Source organism: Arthrobacter sp. AB6, from assembly GCF_031844545.1.
Classification (GTDB): domain Bacteria; phylum Actinomycetota; class Actinomycetes; order Actinomycetales; family Micrococcaceae; genus Arthrobacter.
On sequence record NZ_JAUZVL010000022.1, the window covers coordinates 1 to 24814 of the forward strand.

24 protein-coding genes and 1 pseudogene are annotated in these 24814 nt (G+C 62.2%); 12 read left to right on the forward strand and 13 right to left on the reverse strand.

Features of this window, described 5'->3' with window-relative positions:
- On the forward strand, positions 1 to 1346 hold a 1346-nt coding region (locus Q9R30_RS15325), incomplete at its 5' end, for a ParB/RepB/Spo0J family partition protein (RefSeq protein WP_311218119.1).
- Positions 1347 to 1758: 412 nt separating this feature from the next.
- On the opposite strand, the gene Q9R30_RS15330 is transcribed toward Q9R30_RS15325, so the two are convergent.
- Both Q9R30_RS15330 and Q9R30_RS15335 read right to left on the reverse strand, forming a co-directional pair.
- Complete coding sequence (locus tag Q9R30_RS15330; RefSeq protein WP_311218120.1) at positions 1759 to 2067, reverse strand: hypothetical protein; 309 nt, start codon at positions 2065 to 2067, stop codon at positions 1759 to 1761.
- A 9-nt stretch (positions 2068 to 2076) separates the two neighbouring features.
- Positions 2077 to 2337 (reverse strand): hypothetical protein, encoded by a 261-nt coding sequence (locus tag Q9R30_RS15335; protein WP_311218121.1) that lies wholly within the window; start codon positions 2335 to 2337, stop codon positions 2077 to 2079.
- Between the two features lie 421 nt (positions 2338 to 2758).
- On the opposite strand from Q9R30_RS15335, the gene mobC reads away from it, so the two are divergent.
- Genes mobC through Q9R30_RS15350 form a run of 3 tightly spaced genes read left to right on the forward strand, consistent with a single transcriptional unit; the run spans position 2759 to position 5672 of the window.
- Entirely contained in the window at positions 2759 to 3151 is a 393-nt protein-coding gene (gene mobC, locus Q9R30_RS15340; protein WP_311218122.1) for a plasmid mobilization relaxosome protein MobC, read from the forward strand.
- Positions 3151 to 4710 (forward strand): relaxase/mobilization nuclease domain-containing protein, encoded by a 1560-nt coding sequence (locus Q9R30_RS15345; protein ID WP_311218123.1) that lies wholly within the window; start codon positions 3151 to 3153, stop codon positions 4708 to 4710. The genes mobC and Q9R30_RS15345 overlap by 1 nt, the downstream gene beginning before the upstream one ends.
- 17 nt (positions 4711 to 4727) lie before the next feature.
- Complete coding sequence (locus Q9R30_RS15350) at positions 4728 to 5672, forward strand: hypothetical protein (RefSeq protein ID WP_311218124.1); 945 nt, start codon at positions 4728 to 4730, stop codon at positions 5670 to 5672.
- Between the two features lie 97 nt (positions 5673 to 5769).
- On the opposite strand, the gene Q9R30_RS15355 is transcribed toward Q9R30_RS15350, so the two are convergent.
- A complete protein-coding gene (locus Q9R30_RS15355; protein WP_311218125.1) occupies positions 5770 to 6441 on the reverse strand; it encodes a helicase associated domain-containing protein in 672 nt (223 codons plus the stop codon).
- Positions 6442 to 6806: 365 nt separating this feature from the next.
- On the opposite strand from Q9R30_RS15355, the gene Q9R30_RS15360 reads away from it, so the two are divergent.
- Positions 6807 to 7403 carry a DNA-binding protein gene (locus Q9R30_RS15360; RefSeq protein ID WP_311218126.1) on the forward strand — a complete coding sequence of 199 codons (597 nt, stop codon included), beginning with the start codon at positions 6807 to 6809 and terminating at the stop codon, positions 7401 to 7403.
- A gap of 97 nt (positions 7404 to 7500) precedes the next feature.
- On the opposite strand, the gene Q9R30_RS15365 is transcribed toward Q9R30_RS15360, so the two are convergent.
- The 10 genes and pseudogenes from Q9R30_RS15365 to Q9R30_RS15410 all read right to left on the reverse strand — a co-directional run bounded on the left by Q9R30_RS15365 (position 7501) and on the right by Q9R30_RS15410 (position 18060).
- Entirely contained in the window at positions 7501 to 8310 is an 810-nt protein-coding gene (locus Q9R30_RS15365; protein WP_311218127.1) for a hypothetical protein, read from the reverse strand.
- On the reverse strand, positions 8307 to 8687 hold the full coding sequence (locus tag Q9R30_RS15370) for a hypothetical protein (protein WP_311218128.1): 381 nt from the start codon (positions 8685 to 8687) through the stop codon (positions 8307 to 8309). The genes Q9R30_RS15365 and Q9R30_RS15370 overlap by 4 nt, the downstream gene beginning before the upstream one ends.
- Before the next feature lie 405 nt (positions 8688 to 9092).
- Positions 9093 to 10109, reverse strand: a complete 1017-nt coding sequence (locus Q9R30_RS15375) for a tagatose 1,6-diphosphate aldolase (protein ID WP_311218129.1) — start codon at positions 10107 to 10109, stop codon at positions 9093 to 9095.
- 33 nt (positions 10110 to 10142) lie between these two features.
- Complete coding sequence (locus Q9R30_RS15380; RefSeq protein WP_311218130.1) at positions 10143 to 11381, reverse strand: ADP-dependent glucokinase/phosphofructokinase; 1239 nt, start codon at positions 11379 to 11381, stop codon at positions 10143 to 10145.
- Between the two features lie 4 nt (positions 11382 to 11385).
- Complete coding sequence (locus Q9R30_RS15385; protein WP_311218131.1) at positions 11386 to 12288, reverse strand: carbohydrate ABC transporter permease; 903 nt, start codon at positions 12286 to 12288, stop codon at positions 11386 to 11388.
- Entirely contained in the window at positions 12285 to 13232 is a 948-nt protein-coding gene (locus tag Q9R30_RS15390; protein WP_311218132.1) for a sugar ABC transporter permease, read from the reverse strand. Before Q9R30_RS15390 ends, Q9R30_RS15385 begins: the two co-directional genes overlap by 4 nt.
- Positions 13229 to 14551 (reverse strand): ABC transporter substrate-binding protein, encoded by a 1323-nt coding sequence (locus tag Q9R30_RS15395; protein WP_311218133.1) that lies wholly within the window; start codon positions 14549 to 14551, stop codon positions 13229 to 13231. The genes Q9R30_RS15390 and Q9R30_RS15395 overlap by 4 nt, the downstream gene beginning before the upstream one ends.
- 541 nt (positions 14552 to 15092) lie before the next feature.
- A pseudogene (locus Q9R30_RS15400) lies at positions 15093 to 16269 on the reverse strand (mandelate racemase/muconate lactonizing enzyme family protein).
- A 47-nt stretch (positions 16270 to 16316) separates the two neighbouring features.
- Positions 16317 to 17180, reverse strand: a complete 864-nt coding sequence (locus Q9R30_RS15405; RefSeq protein WP_311218134.1) for a fumarylacetoacetate hydrolase family protein — start codon at positions 17178 to 17180, stop codon at positions 16317 to 16319.
- Position 17181: 1 nt separating this feature from the next.
- The gene (locus Q9R30_RS15410; protein WP_311218135.1) at positions 17182 to 18060 is read right to left on the reverse strand and encodes an IclR family transcriptional regulator; all 879 of its coding nucleotides are present in this window, start codon (positions 18058 to 18060) and stop codon (positions 17182 to 17184) included.
- A 132-nt stretch (positions 18061 to 18192) separates the two neighbouring features.
- Between Q9R30_RS15410 and Q9R30_RS15415 the strand changes: the two genes are divergently transcribed.
- The 7 genes from Q9R30_RS15415 to Q9R30_RS15445 are packed head-to-tail and all read left to right on the forward strand — an operon-like array spanning position 18193 to position 24813.
- Positions 18193 to 18921: a ribonuclease activity regulator RraA gene (locus Q9R30_RS15415; protein WP_311218136.1), complete on the forward strand. Its 729-nt coding sequence runs from the start codon at positions 18193 to 18195 to the stop codon at positions 18919 to 18921.
- Complete coding sequence (locus Q9R30_RS15420) at positions 18918 to 19412, forward strand: nuclear transport factor 2 family protein (protein ID WP_311218137.1); 495 nt, start codon at positions 18918 to 18920, stop codon at positions 19410 to 19412. The genes Q9R30_RS15415 and Q9R30_RS15420 overlap by 4 nt, the downstream gene beginning before the upstream one ends.
- A gap of 49 nt (positions 19413 to 19461) precedes the next feature.
- Complete coding sequence (locus Q9R30_RS15425; RefSeq protein ID WP_311218138.1) at positions 19462 to 20673, forward strand: extracellular solute-binding protein; 1212 nt, start codon at positions 19462 to 19464, stop codon at positions 20671 to 20673.
- A gap of 34 nt (positions 20674 to 20707) precedes the next feature.
- On the forward strand, positions 20708 to 21844 hold the full coding sequence (locus Q9R30_RS15430; protein ID WP_311218139.1) for an ABC transporter ATP-binding protein: 1137 nt from the start codon (positions 20708 to 20710) through the stop codon (positions 21842 to 21844).
- Positions 21841 to 22752: a sugar ABC transporter permease gene (locus tag Q9R30_RS15435; protein ID WP_311218140.1), complete on the forward strand. Its 912-nt coding sequence runs from the start codon at positions 21841 to 21843 to the stop codon at positions 22750 to 22752. The genes Q9R30_RS15430 and Q9R30_RS15435 overlap by 4 nt, the downstream gene beginning before the upstream one ends.
- 2 nt (positions 22753 to 22754) lie before the next feature.
- Positions 22755 to 23651 (forward strand): ABC transporter permease subunit, encoded by an 897-nt coding sequence (locus Q9R30_RS15440; RefSeq protein WP_311218141.1) that lies wholly within the window; start codon positions 22755 to 22757, stop codon positions 23649 to 23651.
- On the forward strand, positions 23641 to 24813 hold the full coding sequence (locus Q9R30_RS15445) for a mandelate racemase/muconate lactonizing enzyme family protein (protein ID WP_311218142.1): 1173 nt from the start codon (positions 23641 to 23643) through the stop codon (positions 24811 to 24813). The genes Q9R30_RS15440 and Q9R30_RS15445 overlap by 11 nt, the downstream gene beginning before the upstream one ends.
- The last annotated feature ends 1 nt before the right edge of the window (position 24814 follow it).

Genomic DNA, 24814 nt, shown 5'->3' on the forward strand with positions numbered 1-24814 from the left:
CACCCACGCTTGAAATGCTCGACCCGGCAATCCTGACCGTCGACGTCAATGTCCGTAAGGACGCCGCCCTGACCGCCGATTTCATTGCCAGCATCGAGGAACACGGCGTGATGGAACCGGTCATCGCCCACCGCAAAGAGGACGGGACCGTGCACGTGCTGATGGGCCAACGCCGCACCCGCGCCGCCGTCGAAGCGCAGCGGCCCCTGATCCCGGTGATGATCATCGACAGCCCCGAGGAAGCAGAACGCATCGTGACGCAAGTGGTGGAGAACATCCAGCGCGCTGAACTGACCGAAGCGGACGAAGCCGACGCCTACCACCAACTGTCCCTGATCGGCGTCTCGGCGGCCGCGATCGCCAAGAAGACCGGGCGTACCAAGACCGCCGTCGAGTCCGCATTGAAGGCCAAGTCCTCCGACGCGGGAGCCGCCGCCCTGGGCAAAGGATGGACCATCGAAGAAGCGCTAATCATGGCGGAGTTTGAGGCAGATGAAGAGGCCTCGGCCGAGCTCGAGTCGGTCATCATGGACGAACCTGACCAGCTCCTGCACGTCGCGCAGCGGCTGCGAGACCGGCGCGAAAGCGCCGCCGCCCTCGCCGAGCTGATCGCCGAACTGGAAGCCCAGGGAAAGACCATCGTGGAGGACGCCGGACACTACGCCGACGACGACAACCTCTATGTCACCGCCGCCAAAAGAGCTGACGGGGAACCGGCCACCGAGGATGACGCCAACGCCGTTCTGATCAGCACGGACTACCGGGGCCAGCACCGGACCCACTCCGTGATCGCGGGGTGGAAGGAGACGGGCTTCGCGCCGAAGTACGAACGCTACGACGGCGGCCGCCCAGCGCAGAAAGGCCCCATGACTGAGGAACAAAAGGCGGAACGCAAAACCCTAATTGAGAACAACAAGGCGATGCTGTCCGCGCAGGTGGTACGCCGTGAATTCGTGACCGGCCTGCTGGCGAAGAAGCAGCCACCCAAGGGCTGGCAGTACTTCACGGTCCACGCCATCACCCACCACCCCGAAACGGCCGGCGGCTACGACGGCGAAGTAGCCGCCGAAATGGTCGGGGCAAAGGTTGATGAGGCGAAGACCTGGGCATGGAACCCGCTCCGCACGCATGTAGCGAAGTCCACGTCACGGCCCGAATTTTCGCTCATCGCGCTGGTCTGTGCCGGGTATGAGAATACGATCGCGAAGGACTCGTGGCGTTCCCCCTCCCAGACCCACAGGGACTACCTGAACCAACTGGTCCTTTGGGGGTACAAGGCATCCACCGTTGAACAGCTGATCATCGACAGCGGCACGCCAACCGAGGAAGAAACCCAAGCGGCCTAAAACAACCCTTGCCGGGCGGAACACCACCGCCCGGCAAGGGCTCCCCGCCAATCACCACGGCCGTGCCGGGAACCTCGCAAAAGCCGGGCGGTCCGCCGCCCGGGGCGAACCACGGCAGCCACTCACCAGCGGCGAACCGCCATTAAGCGCGGCCTGGGCAAAAGCCCACCAAAGGTGCCGCGCATACCAACGTGACGGGTACCTGGCGTCGTCCGGATCGCGGTGTTAAAAGCCGCCGGCACGCGGGTGCCTAAACCAACGCCCCTTCACTGATGCGCTAAAGTGAACCACAGATTTCCTTTTGCCGAAGGACAAAAAAGGACCGGAATGATCCGGTCCTTTTTTGTGTGCAGCGGCGTTTCAGGGGTGTCAGCGCTGTCGCTTGGGTTTCACCACTTTGTGGGTTTTAGGGTCACTGTTCGCTGAAGGATGTGCCGGGTTCCTGGGCGGCATCCTGTTCGGATCCGGTGGAGCGCTTTGTCGTCCGCCGGCGCTTTACCGCGGAGGGTTCGAGGCCAAGTTTCTTCAGTTCCTCCGCGCTCCATCCGTCCCGGGTGGCCTGCACGTAGGCGCGCTTGTCATCGCGTTCGGCGGCAACGAGCTGGTCTCGCAGATCGTTGATTCGCTGGCGGCTCTTTACCAGGGCAGTGACGGATTCAATGCGGGAGTCCAGCAGCGCGCGGGCTTGGTTTCGTGTCTGTTCAATGTCGAGGGTTGGCATGGATCCAGCCTAACGATCATACCGATGCCGGCTCCGCCGGACTCGCCCATCCTGGCATGACATGTCCGAGGCAGCCGGAGGATCTTGCGCCAGGAGGTGGGCATTGCTGGGGTCGTTGAACCAGTCCCGCAGATAGTCGTCGGAGTAGCTGACGGTTCGTGCTGTGAACTGGAAGTATTCGGGGCCGATGCCGCGCCGCCGCCATTGCCGCAGCTGCGTCGGGGAGACTCCGTATTCCTTGGCCACTTTCGTAGGTGAGATGAGAGCCAAAATTGTACCTTTCGCTTGCCCTATGCCGCGTTCCTTTCGGCACGCTTGCCGAAACTTGACCGGTGAAGGAATTGGCCAGTTGGAGCGGCCGGACCGTGGAATACCGGAGCGAAGCGAGGATATGCCGCGAAAGCCGGCTGCGGAGACTTGCCAAGGAAGGACCGGGCAGTAGCCTCAACCAGCCGAAACGGAACGACGCAGTCGTTTTGAAGAAGTCAGACGCGCAGCGTCCTGCAGGGCAGTGCCCAGGAACCACCGAAAGCGCCAAACAGAGGCGCGGGTGATTTTCCGGAGCAAGCTATGTGGTTATGTGCCATAACCGCGTGTTGATCCACGGCCTGCGGCCCTGGATGGGGCACACTCGTGGGTGTGGCCCGGAGATTCCGGGGCGCTGCGCTGGGCATTGGGGGAGGGGACCGGGATGACTGAAGAGGCGAAGTCGCCGCGCCGGTTCTCCCGCCGCCGACGCGCGAACATTGACGGTGACACCCAGTACGTACGGGTGTCGATGTCGGAGTTCGAACGTGCGCAGTTGAAGGTGCTGGAGGAACGGACCGGGCGCAGCCCGTCGGAGATTTTGGTCAGCGCTGCCCTGTACGCGGAGAACTCCGAGTCACTGGCTGAGCGTCGGGCGATGGCCGTGGAATTCATTGCGGCCCGCCGCTACCTTGCTGCCCTGTCGAACAACGTCAACCAGCTCGCCCGTCACGCGAACGCCACGGACGAATTCCCGGAAGCAGCGCGCACGGTGTTGACCCGGGTCCGTGCCGTCGCTGACCGGATCAATTTAATGCTGGATTCGATGGTGCGCTGATGATTCCTAACATCACCAAGGGCACCCGCATGCACGGGCTCATCGCGTACCTTGCCGGCCCAGGCCGGGCGAACGAACACACCGACCCGCACCTGGTTGCGGGCTCACCGTCGATCATGGCCTGGCACAACGATGACGAACTGAACGCCGATGCCGCTCAGGCCATTGCCAAGGAATTGGACCGGGCCCGAAGCGTCCTGGGTGTCGAGATTCCCGGCGGTCATGTCTGGCACTGTTCACTTTCACTGCGCGCGGAAGAAGGCGACCTGACCGACCAGAAGTGGGCTGACATTGCACAGGACTTCATGGACGAAATGGGGTTCACCGAAGCCAGCGGACGGGCGCCGGCCCAATGGGTTGCGATCCGTCACGGCCACAGCAAAGCCGGAAACGACCACATCCACATCGCTGCCTCCATGGTCCGCGAGGACGGCACGAAGTGGAGCAGCTGGCGGGACTTCCCCCGGGCACAACAAGCCGCCCGCGAGCTGGAGAAAAAGTACGGCCTGGAAGAACTTTCACCCACGCATTCCACCCGTGGCCTCCGGCCGGGAGAACGTGAAGCCTCCGAGCGGCGGGGAGCCCCTGAACCGGAACGCCGGTCCCTGGAACGCAAAGTCCGTGCCTGCGCGACTTCGGCTCAGGATGAGGCCGAATTCATTCGACGACTGCGCCGTACCGGCGCCTTGGTCAGGCCGCGTTACGCGTCCGGACGTGACGACGTCGTGGTCGGCTACAGCGTGGCCGAACGGCCCCCCAAAGGGGGCCGACCTGTTTGGTTCGGCGGCGGTCACCTCGCCAAAGACCTTGCCCTGCCCAAGCTCCGTGCCGAGTGGCCTGACACCCCGGAAGCGGCGGCCGGCGCGGTCGCCGAATGGCAGGCAGCTGCACGTGGACTCCGCCCGGTCACGATCGGCCGCGAAGCCCACGAACCGGACCCGCAAATGTGGGAGCAATACAGCGACGAAGTTGCCCGCCTCCGCGAAACGCTGCGCTCCGTCCCGCTGGACGATCACGCGACCTGGGCGCACGTTGCACGCGAGACATCCGGCGCCTTCGCAGCCTGGTCCACGGCGACCGAGGCAACACCCGGACCACTTGCAGCAGCAGCCGACGAGCTGTCCAAGACAGCACAACTGCGGCGCTACCCGGTCCGCCCCGTCCGCAGCGCAGGCCCATCTGCCCGCGGAGCCTCGCTCATGCTCATGGCAGCTTCGATGGGCGGCACCGGAACCGCCGCACAGGCAATCATGCTGCGCCAGCTACTCAACGTCGCCAAGGCCGTCCACGACATGCACAAGGCATCAAATGATCTGCGCAGAGCACGCCAGATCAGCCACATGGTCAAGCACCACCTGAGCCAGGTCGCGGCCGGACTACCCAAGGTCCCTGCGATCACGCCCACAAAGGATAGCGAAGCGGCGGCCGCGGTGCGCGCGAGTACAGCAGGCCAGGTTGCCGGTCGGTCCGCGGGTTCCGTGCTGCCGCCGAAATACGTGCAGGCACGCACCCACGCGAGCACCCGAAGCGGGAGTACCCGCACAGACATTGAGAGATAACACCAAGGAGGGGAACCATGAGCGAATCTGACGGCATTGATGAGGCTCTTGAGGGAATATCGCGTGTAGGGCTGACTATTGCCGGCCGGCTCGGTGAGCAGCTTGCCAGGGCACGCGAGCAAGAGCTGCGCCGCGCCCAAGCCGCCGAGGAACAACAGGCCCGCGAACTGCAGGCCCGGTTCGATGCGGAGCGGGCGGCTGCCCGTGCACAGCTCGCCCCGGTCATGGACGACCGGTGGTGGGACACAGCCACCGGCCGCGACGTCGAAAGGGCACATGAGGCGGCTACGGCGTGGAAGGACCACGACCCGGCGGCGCGCGACGCGGTTGAGGTGATCCGTGACCAGGTGCAGCGCCGCTACGGCTTGGACGTGGACAACCTCGGTGCCGATGAAGCAACGGTGGCGGAGGCCCTGGGTAAAGCCGAGCGGGATCGCGAACAGGCAGAACAGGAACGCCGTGCCGGCCGTGATGAAAACGTCCAGGCTGTGCAACTGCTGGCCGAGGCCGACCGGGAAGACAGGAAACGCGCGGAGGCTGTTGATCGGCCCTCAAAGGAGGACTTGGACGAAGCGCTGGCCCGGCTCCGGGAGACCAAACCCATCGAGGCGCACAACTGGGAACAGCGGCACAAATTTGCAGACAGCGTAGCCGTGGAGGACGACATGGAAAGGCGCCTGGTTGAAGACTGGACAGCCGCCCGTGCCAATCACCGTCCCGAGCAGTTGCGTGACGAAGCAGGAGCCACATACGACTCAGCCGAGCGCCGACAGGAACTGGCGGCCAGCCTCGAAGGGGTTGCTGACCGCGAGGCCGTACAAGCACGGCTCAGTGCCGACCAGGATCAGGGCACCCCGCCCAGCGCGGCAGTCGCCAAAGCCCCAGGTTCCACAGCAAAGGCCAGTAAAAAGCGCGGACTCATCGGTCAAATGAAGTTCATGCAAAAAGGCCTTGGTCGCTAGGTTGAATGGAATAACGAAAGACCTCGATAGCGACCTGAAGTACTGATTGCTGACGTAGCCGGGTGGCGGCCCCGCGGTGGTTAACCGATACGTCGGTTCATGAATCCCGGCGGCCGCCGCTGCGCTTCCTGCCTTGCCGCCAGCCTGGCAGGACATCGTCCAGAAGCGACGCCTTTTCCGGTGCCATCTTTCCCTGGTTGTAGTTGATCCGCTGACCGTGCAGCCACACACCGAGTGTGCGCTCCTGCGGGTCGTCGGTTTTCTGGTGCCGGGGCCATTCACCGCCGGCTTTCCGGAGCGCTTCGACTTCCTTCAGGCGCTGCTGCCACCGGGCCTCGTCAGCAGCTTTGCCTCTCGACGGCTGTTCCCAACCGGGAATAACGCTCAGGCCATCACGGACAATGGGGGAGAGGGTTCCCCGCGCTGATTCCCGGCGCTGACGGTAAAGCCAGCTGACCAGGGCCTGCTCGTGGGACGACTCCGCATGGGCTGCAGGCAGCCGTCCCTCCGCCTGGTAAAACGCCACGAGGTCCTGCATTTTTTGCAGCGAAGCTTCGGACGGGTCCGGCACCGTCACGGGCGTGGCCGCGGCATGCTGGCCGCGGATTCCAGGGTCCCTCTTAGCCGCAATCTGCAGGTGGTAACGGACCGTGGTCACCCCAGCGCCGCACACCGCCGCGATCTTCGCCGGCGCGATGCCCCGCCGGTACATTTCCACCCACTCCCAGTACGGAGCAGAGCGCCGTGAATGCACTGCATCCCGAGCCACGGTCACCCCCCCAAGCGGTTTTACCCCCTCACGGTAGCCTACGGACGAATCACCCCCGGGCACAGTCGGACCCGGCGGTCCCATTGCACCAGTAGTAGTAGGAGACCTTTTACTACTCCTACTACTTTGGGACGTCAATGGGGGGTCGAGTGAACAACCTCTGGCTTACTTCCCCCCGGGCACCCTCCAGGAATTGTGGGCGGCCCCCCAACTGCTCCGCTAGCGGCGGCCTTGGCCCCGGGCCCCACGCTAACTCCGGGGGGGTCCACCGCCTGTGCCGACATGGCCGGCCTTGGCGGTGTTGCGAAAAAGTAGTAGTAGGAGTAGTTTTGTTACTACTCCTACTACTATTCAAAGGATGTCGAATGAGTTCGACTGCTAAGGACCGGGTTTTTGCTGCTGCGGAGCAGATCAGCGCCGAGCGGCGCCCGACCGTGTCCACTGTTCGATCTGCTGCGGGCGTTAGTAACGCCGACGCCACCCGCTATTTAAAGGAGTGGACCGAGGAGAAGCAGTCCGCCGGGGGGCAGGTGGCGGCGACCCCGCCGGCCATCCTCGAGCAGGCGGCGCGTCTGGCCGGGGCTGTCTGGGCAGAAGCGTCCTCCCTTGCGAATGAGCGCCATGCCGCCACCGGCGAGCTCTGGGCCCGGGAGAAAAGGGAGCTGAATGAAGAGGTCGCCGAGCTTGTTGCCGACCTCGACAAAGTGACGGCCGAAAAGGAGTCCACTGTCTCCGAGCTGGTGGCCAAAATAGAGGTGCTGGAACGCCAGCTAAGCACCAACGTTGAGCAGCTCGAGCAGGTACGCTTAGCCGGCCAGGAAGCGAGGGCCGAAGCTGCGGCGGCAGCAACCCGGGCGGCCGCCGCCCAGGCCCGCGCAGATGCGCTCCAGGAAGCCCACGACGCACTGCTGCAGCGCATTACCCCCGAGCAACCTCAAAGTGCCGAAGAACCAGATGCCTGATCCCTTAACCGGGGCACTCCTTTACCAAAGGCCGTGGTCCTAGCCGCCCAGAGGAAGTGGCACCTGTCGGCCGGTGCCCGGGAGGAGTTCCTTGATTTCATGGGCGGGCTCCCAGGACCGGTAGGCCGTACAGTTCGGCCACGCGGTGGAATTCAGGGTCCGGTCCGACATTCTCAGAGGTCAGCTGCAGCAGGCCGTTGCGGCTAGGGGAGAGGCCTTCGTCAGCCCGCCGGTCCCAGTAGGCCCAGCACCTTCCGGTCAATGTCTTTGATGGGTAGCTGATACCCAGTGGTTCTGAGCCATCGTCCAACACGGTGCCGCGGATGACGTGGGCGAGCAGCGTTGTCAGATCACGGTCGTCACCGGTGAGGGAACCGGCCGTGAGGAGCTGGAGGCGTTCGGTCAGCCCCGCCGTTGTTGGTGTGAGGGATTCAAGGGCGCGGAGGGTGGCCGCGTCGTCGATCTGAACCCACCACCCCTGACCAGGGAGCCTAATTTCGTAAATCGAACGGTCCATTTGCCAGTCCACGGATATGGCCCAGGGGACGTCTATCCCGTTCTCCTCGGCCTGAGCCCGGACACTGGTGATGTAGTCCTCAACGGTCCACCCGATGGATTCAGCGGCCTTGGCCACGGACGCACGTTGCTGCCGGAAGCCGAGCAATACCTCGGCATAGGCGCACTGACGCGAGTCAGCGAGATAGACCGTCGAGCCTATGCTGTCGTATCGGCCCCGGGAGTCGCTGCCTGCGGCTTTTCCGATAGGCATGGGGCCAACAGTGGAATTCTTCCTGACCGACAACGCGCCGTAGCGGTCCTTCGCCACCCTGAACGAAATCTCGGCGGCAGCCCTGACAAGAGTCAGCCCCGTCAAGTCGCACTGGCGCACCTTGGCGGTCGTGATCATGCGGCGAAAGTGTCATTCACGAACGCTTCGGCAGCTCCCAAAACCTCACGGGAACGTTGCTGCTGGATATAAAGGACGGGAAGTTCCTCGTTCAGGCGCGGGTTGGCGCCCATCAGCCAGGCCAACGCCACATGCTTGCCTTCGGCAAGCTCAAGCGTCTTCCAGACTCGATGACCCAGGCGCAGGCGGGATTCGACCTCCGGGCGGGGCTCCGGACCGTCAGGCTTCGCCCAGCGGAACGGAGACGTGCGGTCCTTCACGCCGGCCATAGTCTGCACCACCGTCGTACCCAGGTTGTCATTGAGTTCGCGCACCAGGTCGTGAATATTCATCCGGGTCGTACCCAAATGAATGTCATGTCGGGTCGTTGCTTCCATGTCTCAATACTCGCAGGCCCACAAACGGAAAGCAACCAAAATGCAACGCAGAAACCATAGAGGTGCCGCGCTCAAGAGCGGCGACTCCAGCCTTTGGAGCTCTTATCCTGGGTCGCCGTTGCGCCGGAAGACGGGGGTTCGGATACTCTAGAAAGAGGCGGCTACTTGAAGATTAAAGCAAGCGACTTTACATAATATCCATTATCGGCGTTCCGGTCAGTTGTCCAGTAGGGGCTGTTTGTCGACCTCTGACGACGCCATTCTGCCGCGTATCTCGGCTTTCGGCTGGCCTTCTGCGGCATGGCGAGCGGCATACAGCGATGTGGGAAGGGTGCCTGACAGTCCGCTGATCGCGGACAGTTGTCGGCGATCAGCGGACTCGCGTCGAGCTATGCGACCAGGACGTTATGAGATGTCGTTGTCGGGGTGCCAGGACTCGTACCAGAACTCCGGCAGACGCCCCAGCACTTCGTCGAGCTTCTCGTGGGTTGCAACGGACTTGCCGTGGGTGCGGGTGATCTCGTTGAGCTTGCTCAGCCGACCGCGTATTGCAGCGAACTTCTCGGCCCGGTCTGCCTCGTCGTGGGTCGTGACTGCGTCCATCCAGACAGAGCGGCCCGCCATGTATCCTGACGAGCCAGCCTTGGCTGCGATTTCCATCTGCTGGGCGAATTCTTCGAAGCCGACGCCGGCGGACAGAATAAGCCATGGTGCGGTGACGGCAGCGTCGATAGCCTGGCACGCCTCGACAGCACGGCGGTCGCCTTCCGGAGACCCCAGGTAGCCGGGGAACTCAAGCTTGAGCAGGTCTGCACCGAGTTTGTCCGCTTCGATCGCGGATTCAACGATGCCGTCAATCCGACGGTCCTTCCACTCCTGTGAAGATGCGTCTTCGCCGGGCAGGGGGTACCAGATCGGCTCGACGATCAGGGGCAGGCTGTACTTCTCGCTTTCCTTGACCAGCTCCCGCAGAACAGTCCTTTGGTGTTCGGCGACTTCGGGGTTGACGTCCGGGCGGAAGAACCAGAGGAACTTGGCAACGTCCGCGCCGAGGAGTTTGATCTGTTTCATCGACCATTTTGACCGAAGGCGGCTCTTGCGGGGGCCAGGCGGGATGTCGTAACCCTCGTCGCCGACTTCGACGACGGATCCAACGTTGCGCGGCAGGGCACCGGTTGCGACGACGAAGGCCGCACCATAGCGTGCATCCGTGAGTACCCCGGAGACTTCGGGGGCAACGGCGCGCACGACGGTGTCCTTGAGCTGGACGATATCGCTGAACTCTACAGAGTCCGGGTCATTGGAGAGCATCGACTTGAGTACGCGCTGGTGGTCCATTGCGCAAATGTTGAAGAACCCGTCTTCGCTGGTGACGCGTTGGATGCTGCGCTGCTTGCCGGGATCGGTGGTGATGGATGCCATGGGGCTTCTCCTTCTGGGTTGGGCTTTTTTGGGTCAGGACAGTGAAGATTGGACGAAGAGGTCGCCGCTGACGAACGTGTCGCCAAGGCCGATGGTCGAGGAGGGTTTCTCCAGGTAGGGGCTAACGGCCGCGGAAAGCCGCCAGCCGTGGGGTTGTTGGAGCTGGTCGGCTTCGGCGGAAGCAAAGACCGCGCCCGGGGGCACCGTTAGGTCGGCCTGAGGGACCCCGGTAGAGGCTTTGTTGGCTGCGGCCAAACAGCCAGCCATCATGGCGGTTTGCTGCAGGACCGGGTCCAGTCGGTGGATGCTGAAGGCCAGTTTGTCGCCGTGCACGACGACACGTTTCAGGTTCATGGCTTCGGCAATTGTTGCTGCATTTTCGGTTGGGCTTGCGCCGGTGCGGGTGAGGAAGTTCAGCTCGTCGGCACTCATGCCGATGGAATCGACCTCCGGGGTGATGGCGTCCAGGATGCGCCGGGCTTGCTCGCGGTTCTCGAACTCGGCCAGTTCGCAGTGGACGAATGAGAATCCCGATTCTTTCCACCCGCTCACGAGTTTGGTTACCCAGGCTAGGCCCTGTGTGTCTTCGTTGGGTAGTCCGTTGAGGCCTGAGACGAGGCCGACGGCACCGTGTGCGCCAAGGAGGATGGATTCGGCGGCGAAGTCCGGGTCCTGCTGCAGACCTTTGGGTCCGAGTCTGACGCTGATACGGCTTGAGCGTGGGAGCTCAGTTTCGCCGTAGCGCATTCCCTTAGTGAATTCCAGAATGTGGTTCCTTGTCGCCGAAGCGGCCCCGGCTGTGACCTCTTTCGGGGTTCGGAGCTGTCCCTGCTCGGCGATTCTTGCGGCAGGATGGAGCACGTGCAGCTGGTCGGTGTTCCGCTCGGAGAGCGCCAGCAGGGGCTGGCGTCCGAGTTGCGCCCAGCTGGCGCAGGCGTGGACAGCCGTTCCGCCTCCCCGCAGGTGCGCAGGCGCGCCGAAAATGCTCTCGAGGACGGCTCCGGCATTCGGGTCGTCGATGACGATTTCGCCATCGCGTCCTTCCCTGAGCCGTTTCTGTATTTCCTGAATTCCCGTTGCTGCCGCTGGCGCGAGCAAGCTCGTATCAGTCGTCCTGAGCCGTTCCAGAGAGGCGTCACCGAGCTTGTACAGAGCGTCGACGAAGGCTGTAAACCCCGCGGCCAGCGGCCGGGATTCCCGGCCCTTCGTTGCAAGTTCCGCACCGAGAGCGGTGTATCTTTCGAGCCATTCGTTCTGGCTGTGCTCGCTCATTCCCCTACCCTTTGACGCCGCCGGATGTGAGTCCGGAAACGATCCGTCGCTGGAAGAAGATCACGATGATGATCAGCGGTATGGTGGCAACAATCGATGCCGCGGCCATGTCGCCCAGGGGGGCGTAGTCGGCGTCCGCGAAATTGGCGATGCCCACCGATGAAGTCTGGTGTTCGGGCGTGCTGGTAAAGGCCAGCGCCAGCATGAACTCGTTCCAGTTTGCGATGAACGCCAGGATTGCGGAGGTGACCAGGCCGGGCATGGCCAGAGGAAGGATCAGGCTCCACAGGGTCCTCATTTTTCCTGCTCCGTCGATCATGGCTGCTTCGTCAATTTCACGAGGGATTGATCGCAGGTGCGTGGTGAGAATGAATACCGACAGGGGTACGGACAACCCGATGTACGGGCCGACGAGGGCCATGTGCGTGTCGAGCCACGCCCACTGGTTGAAGAGCACGTACAGCGGACCGACGATAGCGATGTGCGGGAACATTGAGATGCCCAGAAGGACCGCCAGGACGACGCCCTTTCCGATCATGGGCAGCCGCGCCAGGGAGTAAGCCGCGAGAAGCGCGATGACCTGGCTTATGACGGTGGCTGCGACGGCGACGATGGCGCTGTTCACGACGTATTGCCCAAAGCCCCTGTCCACGAAGGTGTTCTCGTAGTGCTCGAACGTGAACGGTATGGGGAGGAAACTGGGCTGCTTGTTCAGCAGATTCACGTCCGGTTGCAGGGATGCGATGACCTGCCAGAGGAACGGGGCCACGGACCAGAATCCGATGGCTATCCCTGTCAACCAGAACAATCCTCGGCGGATGTAGGCAGAGGGGCGGGTACCCCGTTTGATGGGCAGTCCCGAATGGAGCGCCTCATCGTTTGCCTCGTGCATAGTTTGCGTGCTCATCCTTCGACCTTCCTGAACTGGCGCGCCATGAAGACAACAAAGACCAGCGCGATAAGCGCTTCGCTGACAAGGATGGCTATGTTAATGGCCGAGCCGTACCCGACCTCCAGCGCTGAGAACATGCTTTTGTAAGCCAGAGTTGAGACGGTTTCGGTACTGCCTGCCGGGCCGCCCCCGGTGAGGACGTAGGGCAGATCGAAGATGCGGAAGGCATCAAGGCATCGGACAAGAGCGGCGACCAGGATTGCCGGCATCAGCAGAGGTAAGCGAACGTAGAGGAACGTGCGGATCGGTCCGGCGCCATCCATCCGCGCGGATTCGACCAGCGAATCCGGGATCGTTTGGAGAGCGGCCAGCGTCAGGACGGCCATGAACGGGGTCGTTTTCCACACATCAGCTGCGATGAGCGTCCACATTGCGATGGCGGGCTCACCCAAGAAGTTGATGTAGGACGAGGTGAACCCGAACTTCTCGAGAAAGAAGTTGACGATACCGACCTGGCCATCAAACATCCGTTGAAAAATTTTGGATGTCACAACGGTCGGAATAGCCCAGGGGATCAGCACCATGGCTCGCAGGACTGCGCGGCCTTTGAATTTTTCGTGGAGGAAGATGGCAAAGCCGACCCCCAGGATGGTTTCCAGAACAGTGGAGGTCGACATGAACCAGATGGTCTGCAGCCACGCTCCTTGGAACTGGCCGTCGGTGATGAGTCGGACGAAGTTCTGGCCCCCGACAAAGGCATCGGAGAAGCCTGCCAGGGAGGTGTCCCTGAAGGACAGATACAGCGATTGGATCAGGGGGAACAGCGAGACGGCCAGAGTTGCGGCAAGGGCTGGAACGAGCAGCAGAACAGCCAGCAGGCTCCCCTGCGGTCCCTTCGACCGGCTGCGTTTCGTGACCGGCAGGGGCTGGACGCTCTGATCCCTGACAAGGGTGGTCATGAACCGAGGATCCGATCGATGTTGTCCTTGGCCACCTGCAGCTCAGCCTTGACGTTTCCGGAGGTGAGGGCCTTTGACAGTGCGCTCTGCAGGGCCAGGGATACCTGCGGGTACTTCGGCGTTACAGGTCGGGCGACGCCACCGGAGTGGATTTGCGCGTTCAGGGCTGCTGCCATCGGGTTGTCCTTCATGGCGGGCAGGTCAAAGAAGGCCTTGGTCCCGGGGGCGTATCCGAAGGAGTTGTAGTAGCTCAGAGAGGTTTCCGGCTTCATGACCCACTTCAGGAAGTCAACAGCGCCTTCCTTGTTCCGGGAGGATTCGGAAATTCCAACCTGGTAGCCGGCGAGGCATGATGCGCTGGACCCTCCGGCAAAGTGAGGGAGGTTCGCCAAGGCCACCTTGCCGGCCACCTTGGAGGTGGCGGGATCCTGGGTCGCTTTCCAGGAATGGGACCACATGCGCAGGAACGGCGCGTTGCCGGCCCAGAAGGCCTGTCGGCTGGGCGACTCGTCCCAGGACAATGTGTCTCGTGGTGAGATCTTCGTGGTGTTGATGCTGTCGTAGAGGAACTGGACCGCCTCGACGGCCGGGTCCTCGGTAATCGTGGCTTTCTTGCCGTCTTCGCTCAGGATGCTTCCGCCAGCGGATGCAATGACTTCAACCAGATCGCAGATTGAGGCTTCGGCCTGCTTGCCCTGCCACAGGTAGCCCTGGGGTGCGGCGCCACTGGCAATGATGGAGCTTGACGTCCGGGTGAGGTCCTCCCACGTTTGTGGGACACTGGCGCCTGCGCCTTGGAGGAGGTCCGTACGGTGGTACAGCAGACCCGCGGACGTGTTGAACGGGAGAGCGGTGTATTTTCCGTTATAGGTTCCGCCGGCGACCGTGGAAGGGAAGAAAGCGTCCCGGTCAGCCTGGTTCCAGTCTTTGCCCAGATCCATTGTCCAGCCCGCGGCAGCGAACTCGGCGACCCAGATGATGTCCATCATGAGAACGTCGATGCTGCCGTCCTTGCGGCTGAGTTGCTGGACCAGCTGCTGGTGGACTTCGGTGCTGGAGGACTGGGACGGGAGGGAGCGGACACTCACCTCGTACTTGTCCTGGGACTCGTTGTAAGCCTTGACGTAGTCCTCCATGGACGACGTTCCGGAGACTGCTGTCGTGACGAAGGTGATGTTCTTACGACCCGTCGATGTCGTTGAAGTGCCGGCGCCGGTGCCACATGCTGCTAGGAGCGGTGCGGCCGCGGCCGCCGCGCCCCATAGCTTCAGGTGCTGGCGCCGGGACATCGGGGCGGAGAATGCATTTCCAGAATTCATAGTCTTTCCTCCTTGAAAGAGTCCTAACAAAGCCCAACCGTCAAAATCAGGTCAACATGGCTTTGAGGAAACCGCTGTTGGCAACAATGTGACTGGTAGCAGAAAGCCACCAGAAAATCCGGCAGGAGTCTCGCTAAGCGAGGAGCCCTCACGAATGCTAGGACAGTTTGGGGACCAAGAAGAGGTGGTCTTTTGAATTCAGAGAAAGTTATTACTGGGTGGGACGGGACAACCAAGGAGGTCCCAAAGAGTGAGCCTGATCACGTAACAACTGCGGGTTATTCTCATCGCCAGCTGGGATCTCGCCCGCTTTCTCACGAGCGCGCGGGAGTCTGCCCGCCTCGCAACCTCCAGGGTCACGGGTGACGGGAGAATCGGACTGAGCAGGTCGGTTAGTTCGTTGCCGGTTCCTGGCTCGCGGCTGATCGCGGCGCCGCTGTCAGATGACGACCTGGAGTCGACGCGGAATCCCATGTGCCGGGTTTTCTGTCCCGGCTGGTTTTGGAGAGAGGCGGGTGAGGATCGCAGGCGAGGAGTCGTGTCAGCAGGTTCCGGTACCGCCAAAGCTGACGCGGTCCGCAGTCCATGCCCGGGCTTGTTCGCTGAGTGAGATGCCAAGTCCGGGTCGGGCGGGAACGATCATTCGGCCTCCTACTATTTGCAGCCGCTCGTTGAAGAGCGGTTCCAGCCATTCGAAGTGTTCTACCCATGGATCTATTTCGTAGGCTGCGGCGAGGTGGAGGTGGATTTCCATGGCGAAGTGAGGTGCCATGCCTGATTCCTGCCTCTTCGCCCAGGGCCATGATTTTCAGGAAGGGTGTGATGCCGCCGACCCGGGGAGCGTCCGGCTGCATGAAGTCTACTGAGCCGGCGCGGATCAGGGTTTTATGCTCGGCTGTGCTGGTGAGCATTTCCCCTGTAGCTATCGGGGTGACCAGTTCCCTGGCGAGGGCGGCGTGGCCCTCGGCGTCGTAGGCGTCGAGGGGCTCTTCGATCCAGGTGAGATCGAATTCTTCGAGCCTTAGGCCAGCGCGAAGGGCTGTGGTGCGGTTCCATTGTTGGTTTGCGTCCACCATCAGGGGAAAGTTGTCCCCGAGAAGACCACGCATCGCACGCACTCGTCGGATGTCCAGGGATGTGTCGGGCTGGCCTACTTTGATTTTGATGCCGCCGATGCCTCGTTCGACTGATGCCTGGGCGTTGGCTTGGATTTCGTCGATGGACATTGAGAGGTATCCGCCGGAGGTGTTGTAGCACTGGACGGTGTCCCGGTGGGCGCCCAGTAGCTTGGCCAGGGGAAGGCTGGCGCGTTTCGCTTTCAGATCCCAGAGGGCTATGTCCATGGCGGCGATGGCTTGTGTGGCGAGGCCGCTGCGGCCCACGGACGCGCCGGCCCAGATCAGTTTTGTCCACAGGCGCTGGATGTCGCTGGGGTCTTCGCCCAGCAGTTTGGGTGCGATCTCCTTGGCGTGCGCGAAGAGGCCTTGGCCGCCTGCGCGTTTGGAGTAGCTGTAGCCGATGCCGGAGAGTCCGGTTTCGGTCTGAATTTCGGCGAAGAGGAAGGCGATTTCGGTCAGGGGCTCCTGTCGGCCGGTCAGGACTTTGGCGTCGCTGATGGGAGCCGCAAGCGGAAGGATGACCAGCGACAGGTCGATTCCTGTTATCCGGTCTACAGATGCTTCCCCGGGAAGAAGCCCGGCGAAATGTCGGTCGTTTATCCGACTGTCTTCTGTGGCAGGTGTTTCGTGCAGGGGAGTTCTGGCAGTCATGGCGTCGATTCGGTTGCTGTGGATGGTGCCAGGTGCCATGGCATAGGAACCGGCGCTGCCGCTACCGGATTGATGAGGCTGCCTATTCCTTGAACTTCGACTTTGGTTTCGTCGCCCGGCGAGAGGAACCTGGGTGGAGTCATGAATCCGCCGCATCCTGATGGGGTGCCGCTGAGTATCACGTCCCCGGGGCGCAGGGTGAAGTGCCTACTGAGGTAAGAGATGAGTGCTTTCACCCCGAAAAGCATGTCCGCAGTATTTCCGTCCTGAACGATTTCTCCGTTGACCCAGGTCCTGATGCGGAGATCCTGGGGATCGGGAATTTCGTCCGCCGTGACGATGACAGGGCCAATGGGACAAAAGGTGTCCAGGCCCTTACCGCGTACCCATTGGGGATCGGCGCGCTGGACGTCCCGGGCGGAGATGTCGTTTGCTGCGGTGTATCCGAAAACAAAATCGAGCGCACTTTCTTCAGGGACGTTTCGGGCCGTTTTGCCGATGATGACTGCTAGCTCACCCTCCCAGTCCGGCTCCACCGTTACGTCTGGGTCAATGACAATGGGCTCGCCTGGGCCTACGACGCTGGATGAAAGTTTCGGGAAGAGGTAGGGCGTCGCCGGCGTGGGGAATCCCATGTCGGTGATGGTGTCTTTGTAGTTGAGGCCGATCCCGAAGATGGTTCCTCCCGGATACGGTGCTAGCAGGTTGGGGTGGGTCTGAGGCTCTACCGTCGAATCGATCTGTTGCTCTCCTCCTGCTACAACACCAGCCAGGTCAGTCTGGATCAGAATGTTCCAGACACCGTGATCTTCTACTGCGAGACGGCTGTGGCCCTGATGTGCGATTCGTGCAATTTTCAAGCTATCCTCGTTTTCCCGTTGTGGCGGCGGTGTAGTTGATTGCCGGGTCGTATCCGAGGCGGCGGGAGATGGCTTCGGCGGTGCTGGCGACCACGGCGCCGATCCTGGATAGTTCAGGGCTGATTCGGTCGGTGACGCCGGCGACGCTGATGGCGGCAACCGGGCGGCCCATGTTGTCGCGGATAGCAGCGCCGCAGCAGGTGCTTGAGGGGTCGATTTCGCCGTGGTCCTCGGACCAGCCGCGGTCGATGGTGCGCTGGATTTCTTCCTCCAAAGCCGCCCTCGTGGTGATCGTCTTCGGGGTGAAGGCGTGATAGACCATTTTCGACAGGATTTGGTCCCGTTCCCCCTGTGGCAGCGCTGCGAGGTATGCCTTTCCGACCGAGGTGCAGTGCATGGGGCGCCGTGCGCCCACGTCGCCGTGGACGGCTACCGTTTGTGGGCCTTTGTCCCGATAGATGAACACCATCTCCGTGCCGCGGGGGACGCCGAGATTTACTGACTCCCGTGTCTGCTGGACGAGCATCCGCAGGTACTCGGGCGCTACCTGAGCGACATCGCTGGACTGCACGGCAGCCAGGGCCAGCCGTGCGGCGGCCGGGCCCAAGTGCCATACCCCTGTGTGGCCGATGTCGTCCACGTAGCCGCGCTGCCTCAGCCGTTCCACCAGCCTGTAGGTGGTACTCCGGCTCACCCGGACAGCTGCCGCAATCTCGCCGGTGGTCGCCCCGCGGGTGGTAGCGAGGAAATCAAGAATTGACAGGCTGCGGTCAAGGGCTGAAGCCGCAACCTGTTCTTTTGGCACCTCAACCCCCTCCCCTGTCCCACTCATTGAGACGCCATCCGTGGTCTTGTCCCGCTCACCGATAACTTCAGTCATTTCAGTGCTTCACCTCACATTCCGCTAGGTATTTCCCGATCATCTGACCTAGCATCGAGTGTATCAGGAGTCCCAATCAGCGAGACGCCTTCCTAGAGAATGAAACTTGCACAAGCGAATGAGGAGCAGGAATTGGGTACTAATTCCCAGCAGGTCGAGGTGGACCCGCAGGTCCTGGAGACTTTGAAAAAGGTAAGCACCGCAACACTGGCAACACAGTTGTTCAAGCACGGGCTGCGGCAGCAGTTCCTGGTCGGCGTGGCACCCGTGGGCCAGGTCAAGGAACCGTTCGCCGGAGAGGCGTTCACAATGCGGTTCATCCCGGCCCGGGAGGATCTGGACACCCTTGAGGGACTGGCCGACGATGACAACCTTCAGTGGGCGGGCGTGGAACGGCTTCAGGCAGGCCACGTCATGATCATTGACAGCCGCAGTGATATCAGCGCCGCGTCTGCTGGTGACATGCTGGTGACCCGTGCGATGCACCGCGGGGCAAAGGCGTTTATCACGGACGGCGCGTTCCGGGACGGATCAGTGCTTGAGACCCTTGATATCCCGACCTACGCCAGGGCTATAACAGCCACGACGCGCCTGACCAGCTTCCATGTCGCGGACCTGCAGGTCCCCGTCGGTTGTGCAGGGGTAGCCGTCTATCCCGGCGATATCGTTGTAGGCGATGCCGACGGCGTGATCATCGTTCCGCGTTCACTCGCTCCAGTCATCGCCGATGACGCCTTGGAGCAGGAAAACCGAGAGGCTTACCTTCATACCCGCGTCCATAACGGAGAGTCACTTCTGGGTGTGTATCCCCCCAATGAGAAGACCATGGCCGAGTATCAGGAATGGAAGGCCTCACGGTGACTGCAAACGAATCCCAGACAGCTGCCGGATATGAAGCCCTGATCCGGACCTACTTCGACGGCTGCAATGAGGCTGACGTGGAAAAGATGGCCGCATGCTTCACAGAGGATGCCGTTCATTACTTTCCTCCCAGCATGTACGGCGGGGCATGGCACGGCGGCCGCCTCATCGCCGAACGGTGGGCCCACTTTGTGGCCACGAAAGGCTCAGCCTGGACCATTGACCGCCTCGTCGTAGCGCCGGACTCCCATCAGGCAGTGATCGAGTGGACCCACTACAAGACCCAGGAGGGAACCATCCTCCGCGGGGACGAATGGTACGTCTTCGACGAGGAAACGGGCCTGATCAAAGAAATCCGCGCATATTATGCCGCGGCCCAGCACCCCGGGGTGACCGTCACCGAGCTCGAAGGGTTCGACTACGCCGGCCGCGGATATCACCTCGAATGCCCCATCCCCCGCCCCACAGCCAGCGAAACCGCTGACGCCTGAACTCACTTCAGCCCGCCACAACGGCGGGCACGAGACAACGGAGACTCCATTGAAGTATTTGAAGACCCTGGCAGCCATTTCCATGGCAGGCGCCATGCTGGTGACCGGCTGCAGTGCCCCCAAAGCCCCGGGCGCCGCGGATACCCCTGCCGGTGAAGTTGTCCTGCCCAGCGAGCCGCTGACGATCAACGTCGTCGACGTCGCCGGAAACCTCCAACTCAGCCAGAAGATCTTTGACAATTACCAGAAAGAACATCCGGAGCTTGTCAAGGAGTTCACCTTCCAGAAGGTCAACGCCCCCGAACTGGTCGGAAAGCTTCAGGCGCAGCAGAAGGCCGGCCGGCTGGACATCGACCTCGTCCTGACTGGTTCTGATGGGATGGCCTCGGGCCTGAAGCAGGACGTCTGGTACGACCTTCTCGGCCAGCAGAAAGACAACCTTCCGGACCCCAGCGAGATTTACGACGAAAACGTCAGCAAGTTCCAGGAGCTCGCCCAGGGCAAGGGCCTGTCCTTTGTCTTCTACCCGGGCGGCCCGCTGCTGGAGTTCGACCCGGCCAAGGTGCCCAACCCGCCCAAGACACCACAGGAACTTCTCGACTGGGCAAAAGCCAACCCCAACAAGTTCTTCTACGCCCGTCCGGCCAACTCCGGCATCGGACGCGCGTTCCTGATGGGCCTGCCATACATGCTCGGCGACAAGGACCCCAAGGACCCGGTCAACGGTTGGGAAAAGACGTGGGCCTACCTGGCGGAACTGAATCAGTACATCGACTACTACCCCACCGGCACGGCGCAGACCATGACGGAGCTGGCGCAGGGGAACCGCTGGATGATTCCGACCACTACCGGCTGGGACATCAACCCGCGCGCCATCGGTCAGGTCCCGGCGGAAATGGAAGTCAGCGCGTTCGAGGACTTCACCTGGGTCGGTGACGGACACTTCATGACCGCCCCCAAAGGCATTGAGGGACAACGGCTCGCCGTGGTCATGGACTTCATGAAGTACGCACTGGAACCGGAGCAGCAGGCCTACACCTACGACTCCGGATACCTTTACCCCGGACCTGCCGTGAAGGATGTTCCCTTGAGCATGGCCCCGCAGGAGAGCCAGGACCTGATCAAGGAATTCGGCCGCCCGATCTACGACGAGCTCATCAAGAGCCAGCCGCTGGAGATCCCCCTCGAAGCTGATGCCATGGTTTCCGCGTTTGATCTGTGGGACCGCAACATCGGCGGCGCCAAAGTACAGCAAAAGTAGCCGGCTCAAGCATTAGTCAAAGGAGACAACGAACGTGAACAGCACTAACGCAAAACCCGAATTGGGCCAGCTCCGGCTCCAAGGGGTCACCAGAAAATTCGGCCCCATAACAGCCCTGGATCACCTTGACCTGACCATCGAAGGCGGTGAGTTCATCGCCCTCCTGGGACCCTCAGGCTGCGGAAAATCCACAGCACTGAGCTGCCTGGCCGGCCTGCTTCCGCTCAGCGAAGGCGCCATCTGGGCCGATGACGTCAGGATCGACACCCTGCCTTCCGAAAAGCGCGAGTTCGGCATGGTATTCCAGAACTACGCCCTCTTCCCCCACCTGAGCATCCGCGACAACGTCGGCTTCGGCCTCAAGGTCCGGGGCGTGAACAAGCAGGAAATGCGTGCCCGGGTCGATGAGGCGCTGGCCATGGTAGACCTGCAGGAGCACGCCTCCAAACTCCCCGGCCAGCTCTCCGGCGGCCAGCAGCAGCGCGTGGCCATCGCACGCGCCGTGGTCCTCCGCCCCCGTCTGGTCCTGATGGATGAACCGCTATCGAATCTGGACGCAAAGCTTCGGCTGCAGATGCGCACGGAAATCCGCAGGCTGCACCAGAGCCTGAAGCTCACCACCATCTACGTGACACATGATCAGGAAGAAGCGCTGGCCCTGGCAGACCGCGTTGTTGTCCTGCGCCGATCAAAAGTGGACCAGGTTGGACCCCCCGAAGAGGTTTACAACAGGCCCATCAACACCTATGTCGCATCCTTCATGGGCTTCCGGAACCTGTTCTCTGTAGAGACCACGTCCTCGGCTGGTGAACAGGGAATCGTCGGAGTCCGCTCGCACGGCAATTCCTTCCAGGTCACCGCGCAGCGTCCCATCCAGAACGGAAGGGCCATCATGGCCGTCCGGCCGGAGGATTTCCAGCTCGGCTCCGTGGACGGCAATTCACTGCGGGTCCGTGCGGTCGTCGTTGAATTCTCGGGACACACGTTCGTGGTGGAGGGCGTCACCGAAGCCGGGGAAGTAATCCACTTGCGGCTCAAAGACCGCGTCCGTGCCGGCGATACCTTCGAGGTGGGCTTCTCCCATTACAGCGCCCTGCTGTTCACCGGGGACGAATGCTCCGATGACGTCGTCCAGGCCGCTGCCGCGGTGCAAGAAGAGGTCTTCTCGTGACCACCCTGACCAACCGCAACGATGCTCCCAAGCTGAACTTCCGGCACAAACTGGCAGACCGCGGCATCGACCCGTTGCTGGCCCTGCTGCTGCCGGCCGTCCTGATCCTCGGAGCCCTGTTCGTCTACCCCATGTTCTACGGCGTCAGCATCTCGATGGACCCCTTGGAAGGCGGCGGACCGTTCGCGAACTACGTGAACTTCTTCACGGACCCGTTCCAGTCCTCCACCATATGGAAGACGCTGGCCCTGGCACTGCCGGCCGCGCTGATCAACGTCGGAGCCTCCGTTCCGATCGCGATGCAGATGCGCCGCAAGTTCAAGGGAAAGCGGCTCCTGACGGCCATCCTCGTGCTGCCGGTGAGTCTGGGTACGGTCCTCGTGGCCGACGGTCTGCTGCGCTACTTCTCCCCCACAGGCTGGTTCAACCAGGTGCTCCTGGGCATCGGGCTTGTCGATGAACCCGTCCGGCTTATCTACAACTACGCCGGGGTTCTGTTCTCCCTGATCATCACCGGATTCCCGTTCGCATTCCTGCTGACGCTGTCCTACCTTTCCGGCATCGACCCGACACTGGAACGGGCGGCCGCAACCCTGGGCGCTACGAAGTGGCAGCGGACAAAGTACATCGTGATGCCCCTGCTCGCACCCGGTCTGGCAATGACGTTCTGCCTGACCTTCGTCCTGGCATTCGGCGTCTTCCCCTCGGCAAACCTCGTGGGCGAACCAACCGGGTCCACCCGCGTCCTGTCCATCGCCGCGTACCAGGCAGCGTTCGAACAATATGACTTTTCCCTCGCTTCCACGATCGCGGTCATCATGGGCGTAGTGGAAATGGTCATCATCGGCGCGGTCCTGGTCCTGCGCAGCCGCTTCTACGAAGGATCCACAGCAGGAGGTAAGGGCTGATCATGACAACCACAACCGCTCCCCCATCAACGTCCCGGCGGTCAACCGACAACCCGGCCGCCCCGACAAAGAACAAACGCTCACTTCTCCAGGTCGCAGTCTGGGTAGCTGTCGGATTCTTCCTCCTCAATCTGGCCGGAATCATCCTCTCGGTCATCGTCAATGCTTTCGGAACCACCTGGTTCAGGGGGCCGCTGCCTGAAGGCTTCACGGTCGAGTGGTTCGGTCAGGCCTGGCAGGAATTCAACCTCGCCGACGTCCTCATCACCACCCTCCAGGTGACCTTCAGTGTCCTGGCGCTGTCGCTCGCCCTCGGCGTTCCCGCGGCCTACGCCCTGGCCCGGCGGGACTTCCCCGGCAAAAAGCTGGTCATGCTCCTCATGCTGTTGCCCGTGATGCTCCCTCCGATCACGTACGGCGTGCCGCTGGCAACACTGATGTACCAGCTCCAGCTCGCCGGATCCCTCACCGGCGTCATCCTGGTGAACCTGGTGCCTGCCCTGCCGTTCGTCATCCTGGTGATGACCCCGTTCATCGGCCAGCTGGACCGGAACCTCGAGTCGGCGGCCCGCATGTGCGGTGCGAACACCTGGAAAATGTTCCGCATGGTCCTGGTGCCGCTGCTCACCCCCGGAATACTGGCCGCCGGCGTGCTGATCCTGGTCCGCACCGTCGCCATGTTCGAACTGACGTTCCTCGTGGCAGGACCCAAGAGCGAAACCCTCATCGTCGCCCTGTACTCCGCCGCGTTCTCCACCGGAATCCGCAGCGCCCAAACCATTGACGCCATGGCCGTGATCTACACGGTAATGACCTCGGTACTGCTGATGATCGCCCTGCGCTTCGTCAACCCCACCCAGATCGTCGGACAAGTGAAGGGCGCCGCAGATGACGACTAGCCCGGCCACCATCCGCCGGATCGAAACCTTCCCCCTGGAGCACAAGCTGCAGGACGGAGGCTTTGGCCCCTCCAAGGTCCGGGTGACCGCCAGAACAGCGACCCTGGTGAAGGTGACAACCTCCGACGGCATCATCGGATGGGGTGAGTCCTTCGGGCCGCCGCGGATCGTCGCGGCGTACCTGGAAGATCTGGCCCGTGCGGTGATTGGGCAGCCCCTGGAGCTTCGGGAAGGCACCTGGCTGAACCGGCTCAGCACCGGCTACCACCTGACCACGGGCGGCCTGCACGTCGCCGCGATCAGCGGCCTGGACACCGCCATGTGGGACGCCGCCGCCAGAACCTACGGGGTCCCGGTCTCAGCCCTGCTGGGCGGGCGGGTGCGTGAGGAAGTTACCGCCTACGCCTCCACGGGCTACTACCACGGGAAAGGTGACAGCGGTCCCCTCCGTGCTTACATCGAAGAAGCTGTCGAAGAAGGCTTCACAGCAGCGAAAATCAAAATCGGCTCCGGCGTCAGCGACGATGTGGAACGCACCGGCATCACCCGGGACCTCCTGGGCCCTGGAGGCCTCGTGATGGTGGACTACAACGCCAATGCAACCGTCGATACGGCACTTTCGTCGATGCGTGAAATTGCCAGCTTCAACCCGTACTGGATCGAGGAACCACTTCCCCCGGACGAAATACGGGGCTGGGCGATGCTCCGGGCCACCGGGCTCCCGCTGGCCGCCGGCGAGGCTCTCTACACCCGGTTCGGTTTCCGTGACTATATCGCCGAAAAGCGCATCGACATTGTCCAGCCCAACCTGTCGGTCTGCGGCGGATTCACCGAAGCCAAAGTCATCGCCCAGATGGCCACCGCATGGAACCTCCGCGTCGCACCCCATGTCTGGGGAACCGGCGTCCTCATTGCCGCGACTTTGCAACTGCTGTCCACCCTCCCGACCTCGCCTTTTGGTGACCGGAACGCCTACCAGCCCTTGCTTGAATACGACCGGGGCGAAAACCCTTTCCGGGAAGGGGTCCTGAAAGAACCGATAGTGGCCCGGAACGGCCGCGTCCGGATTCCGACAGGAAACGGTCTCGGCGTCGAAATCAACGAAGATGCAGTACGGATGTGGGCATTGCCCACGCACACACTGGACATCACCTCCCCGTGAA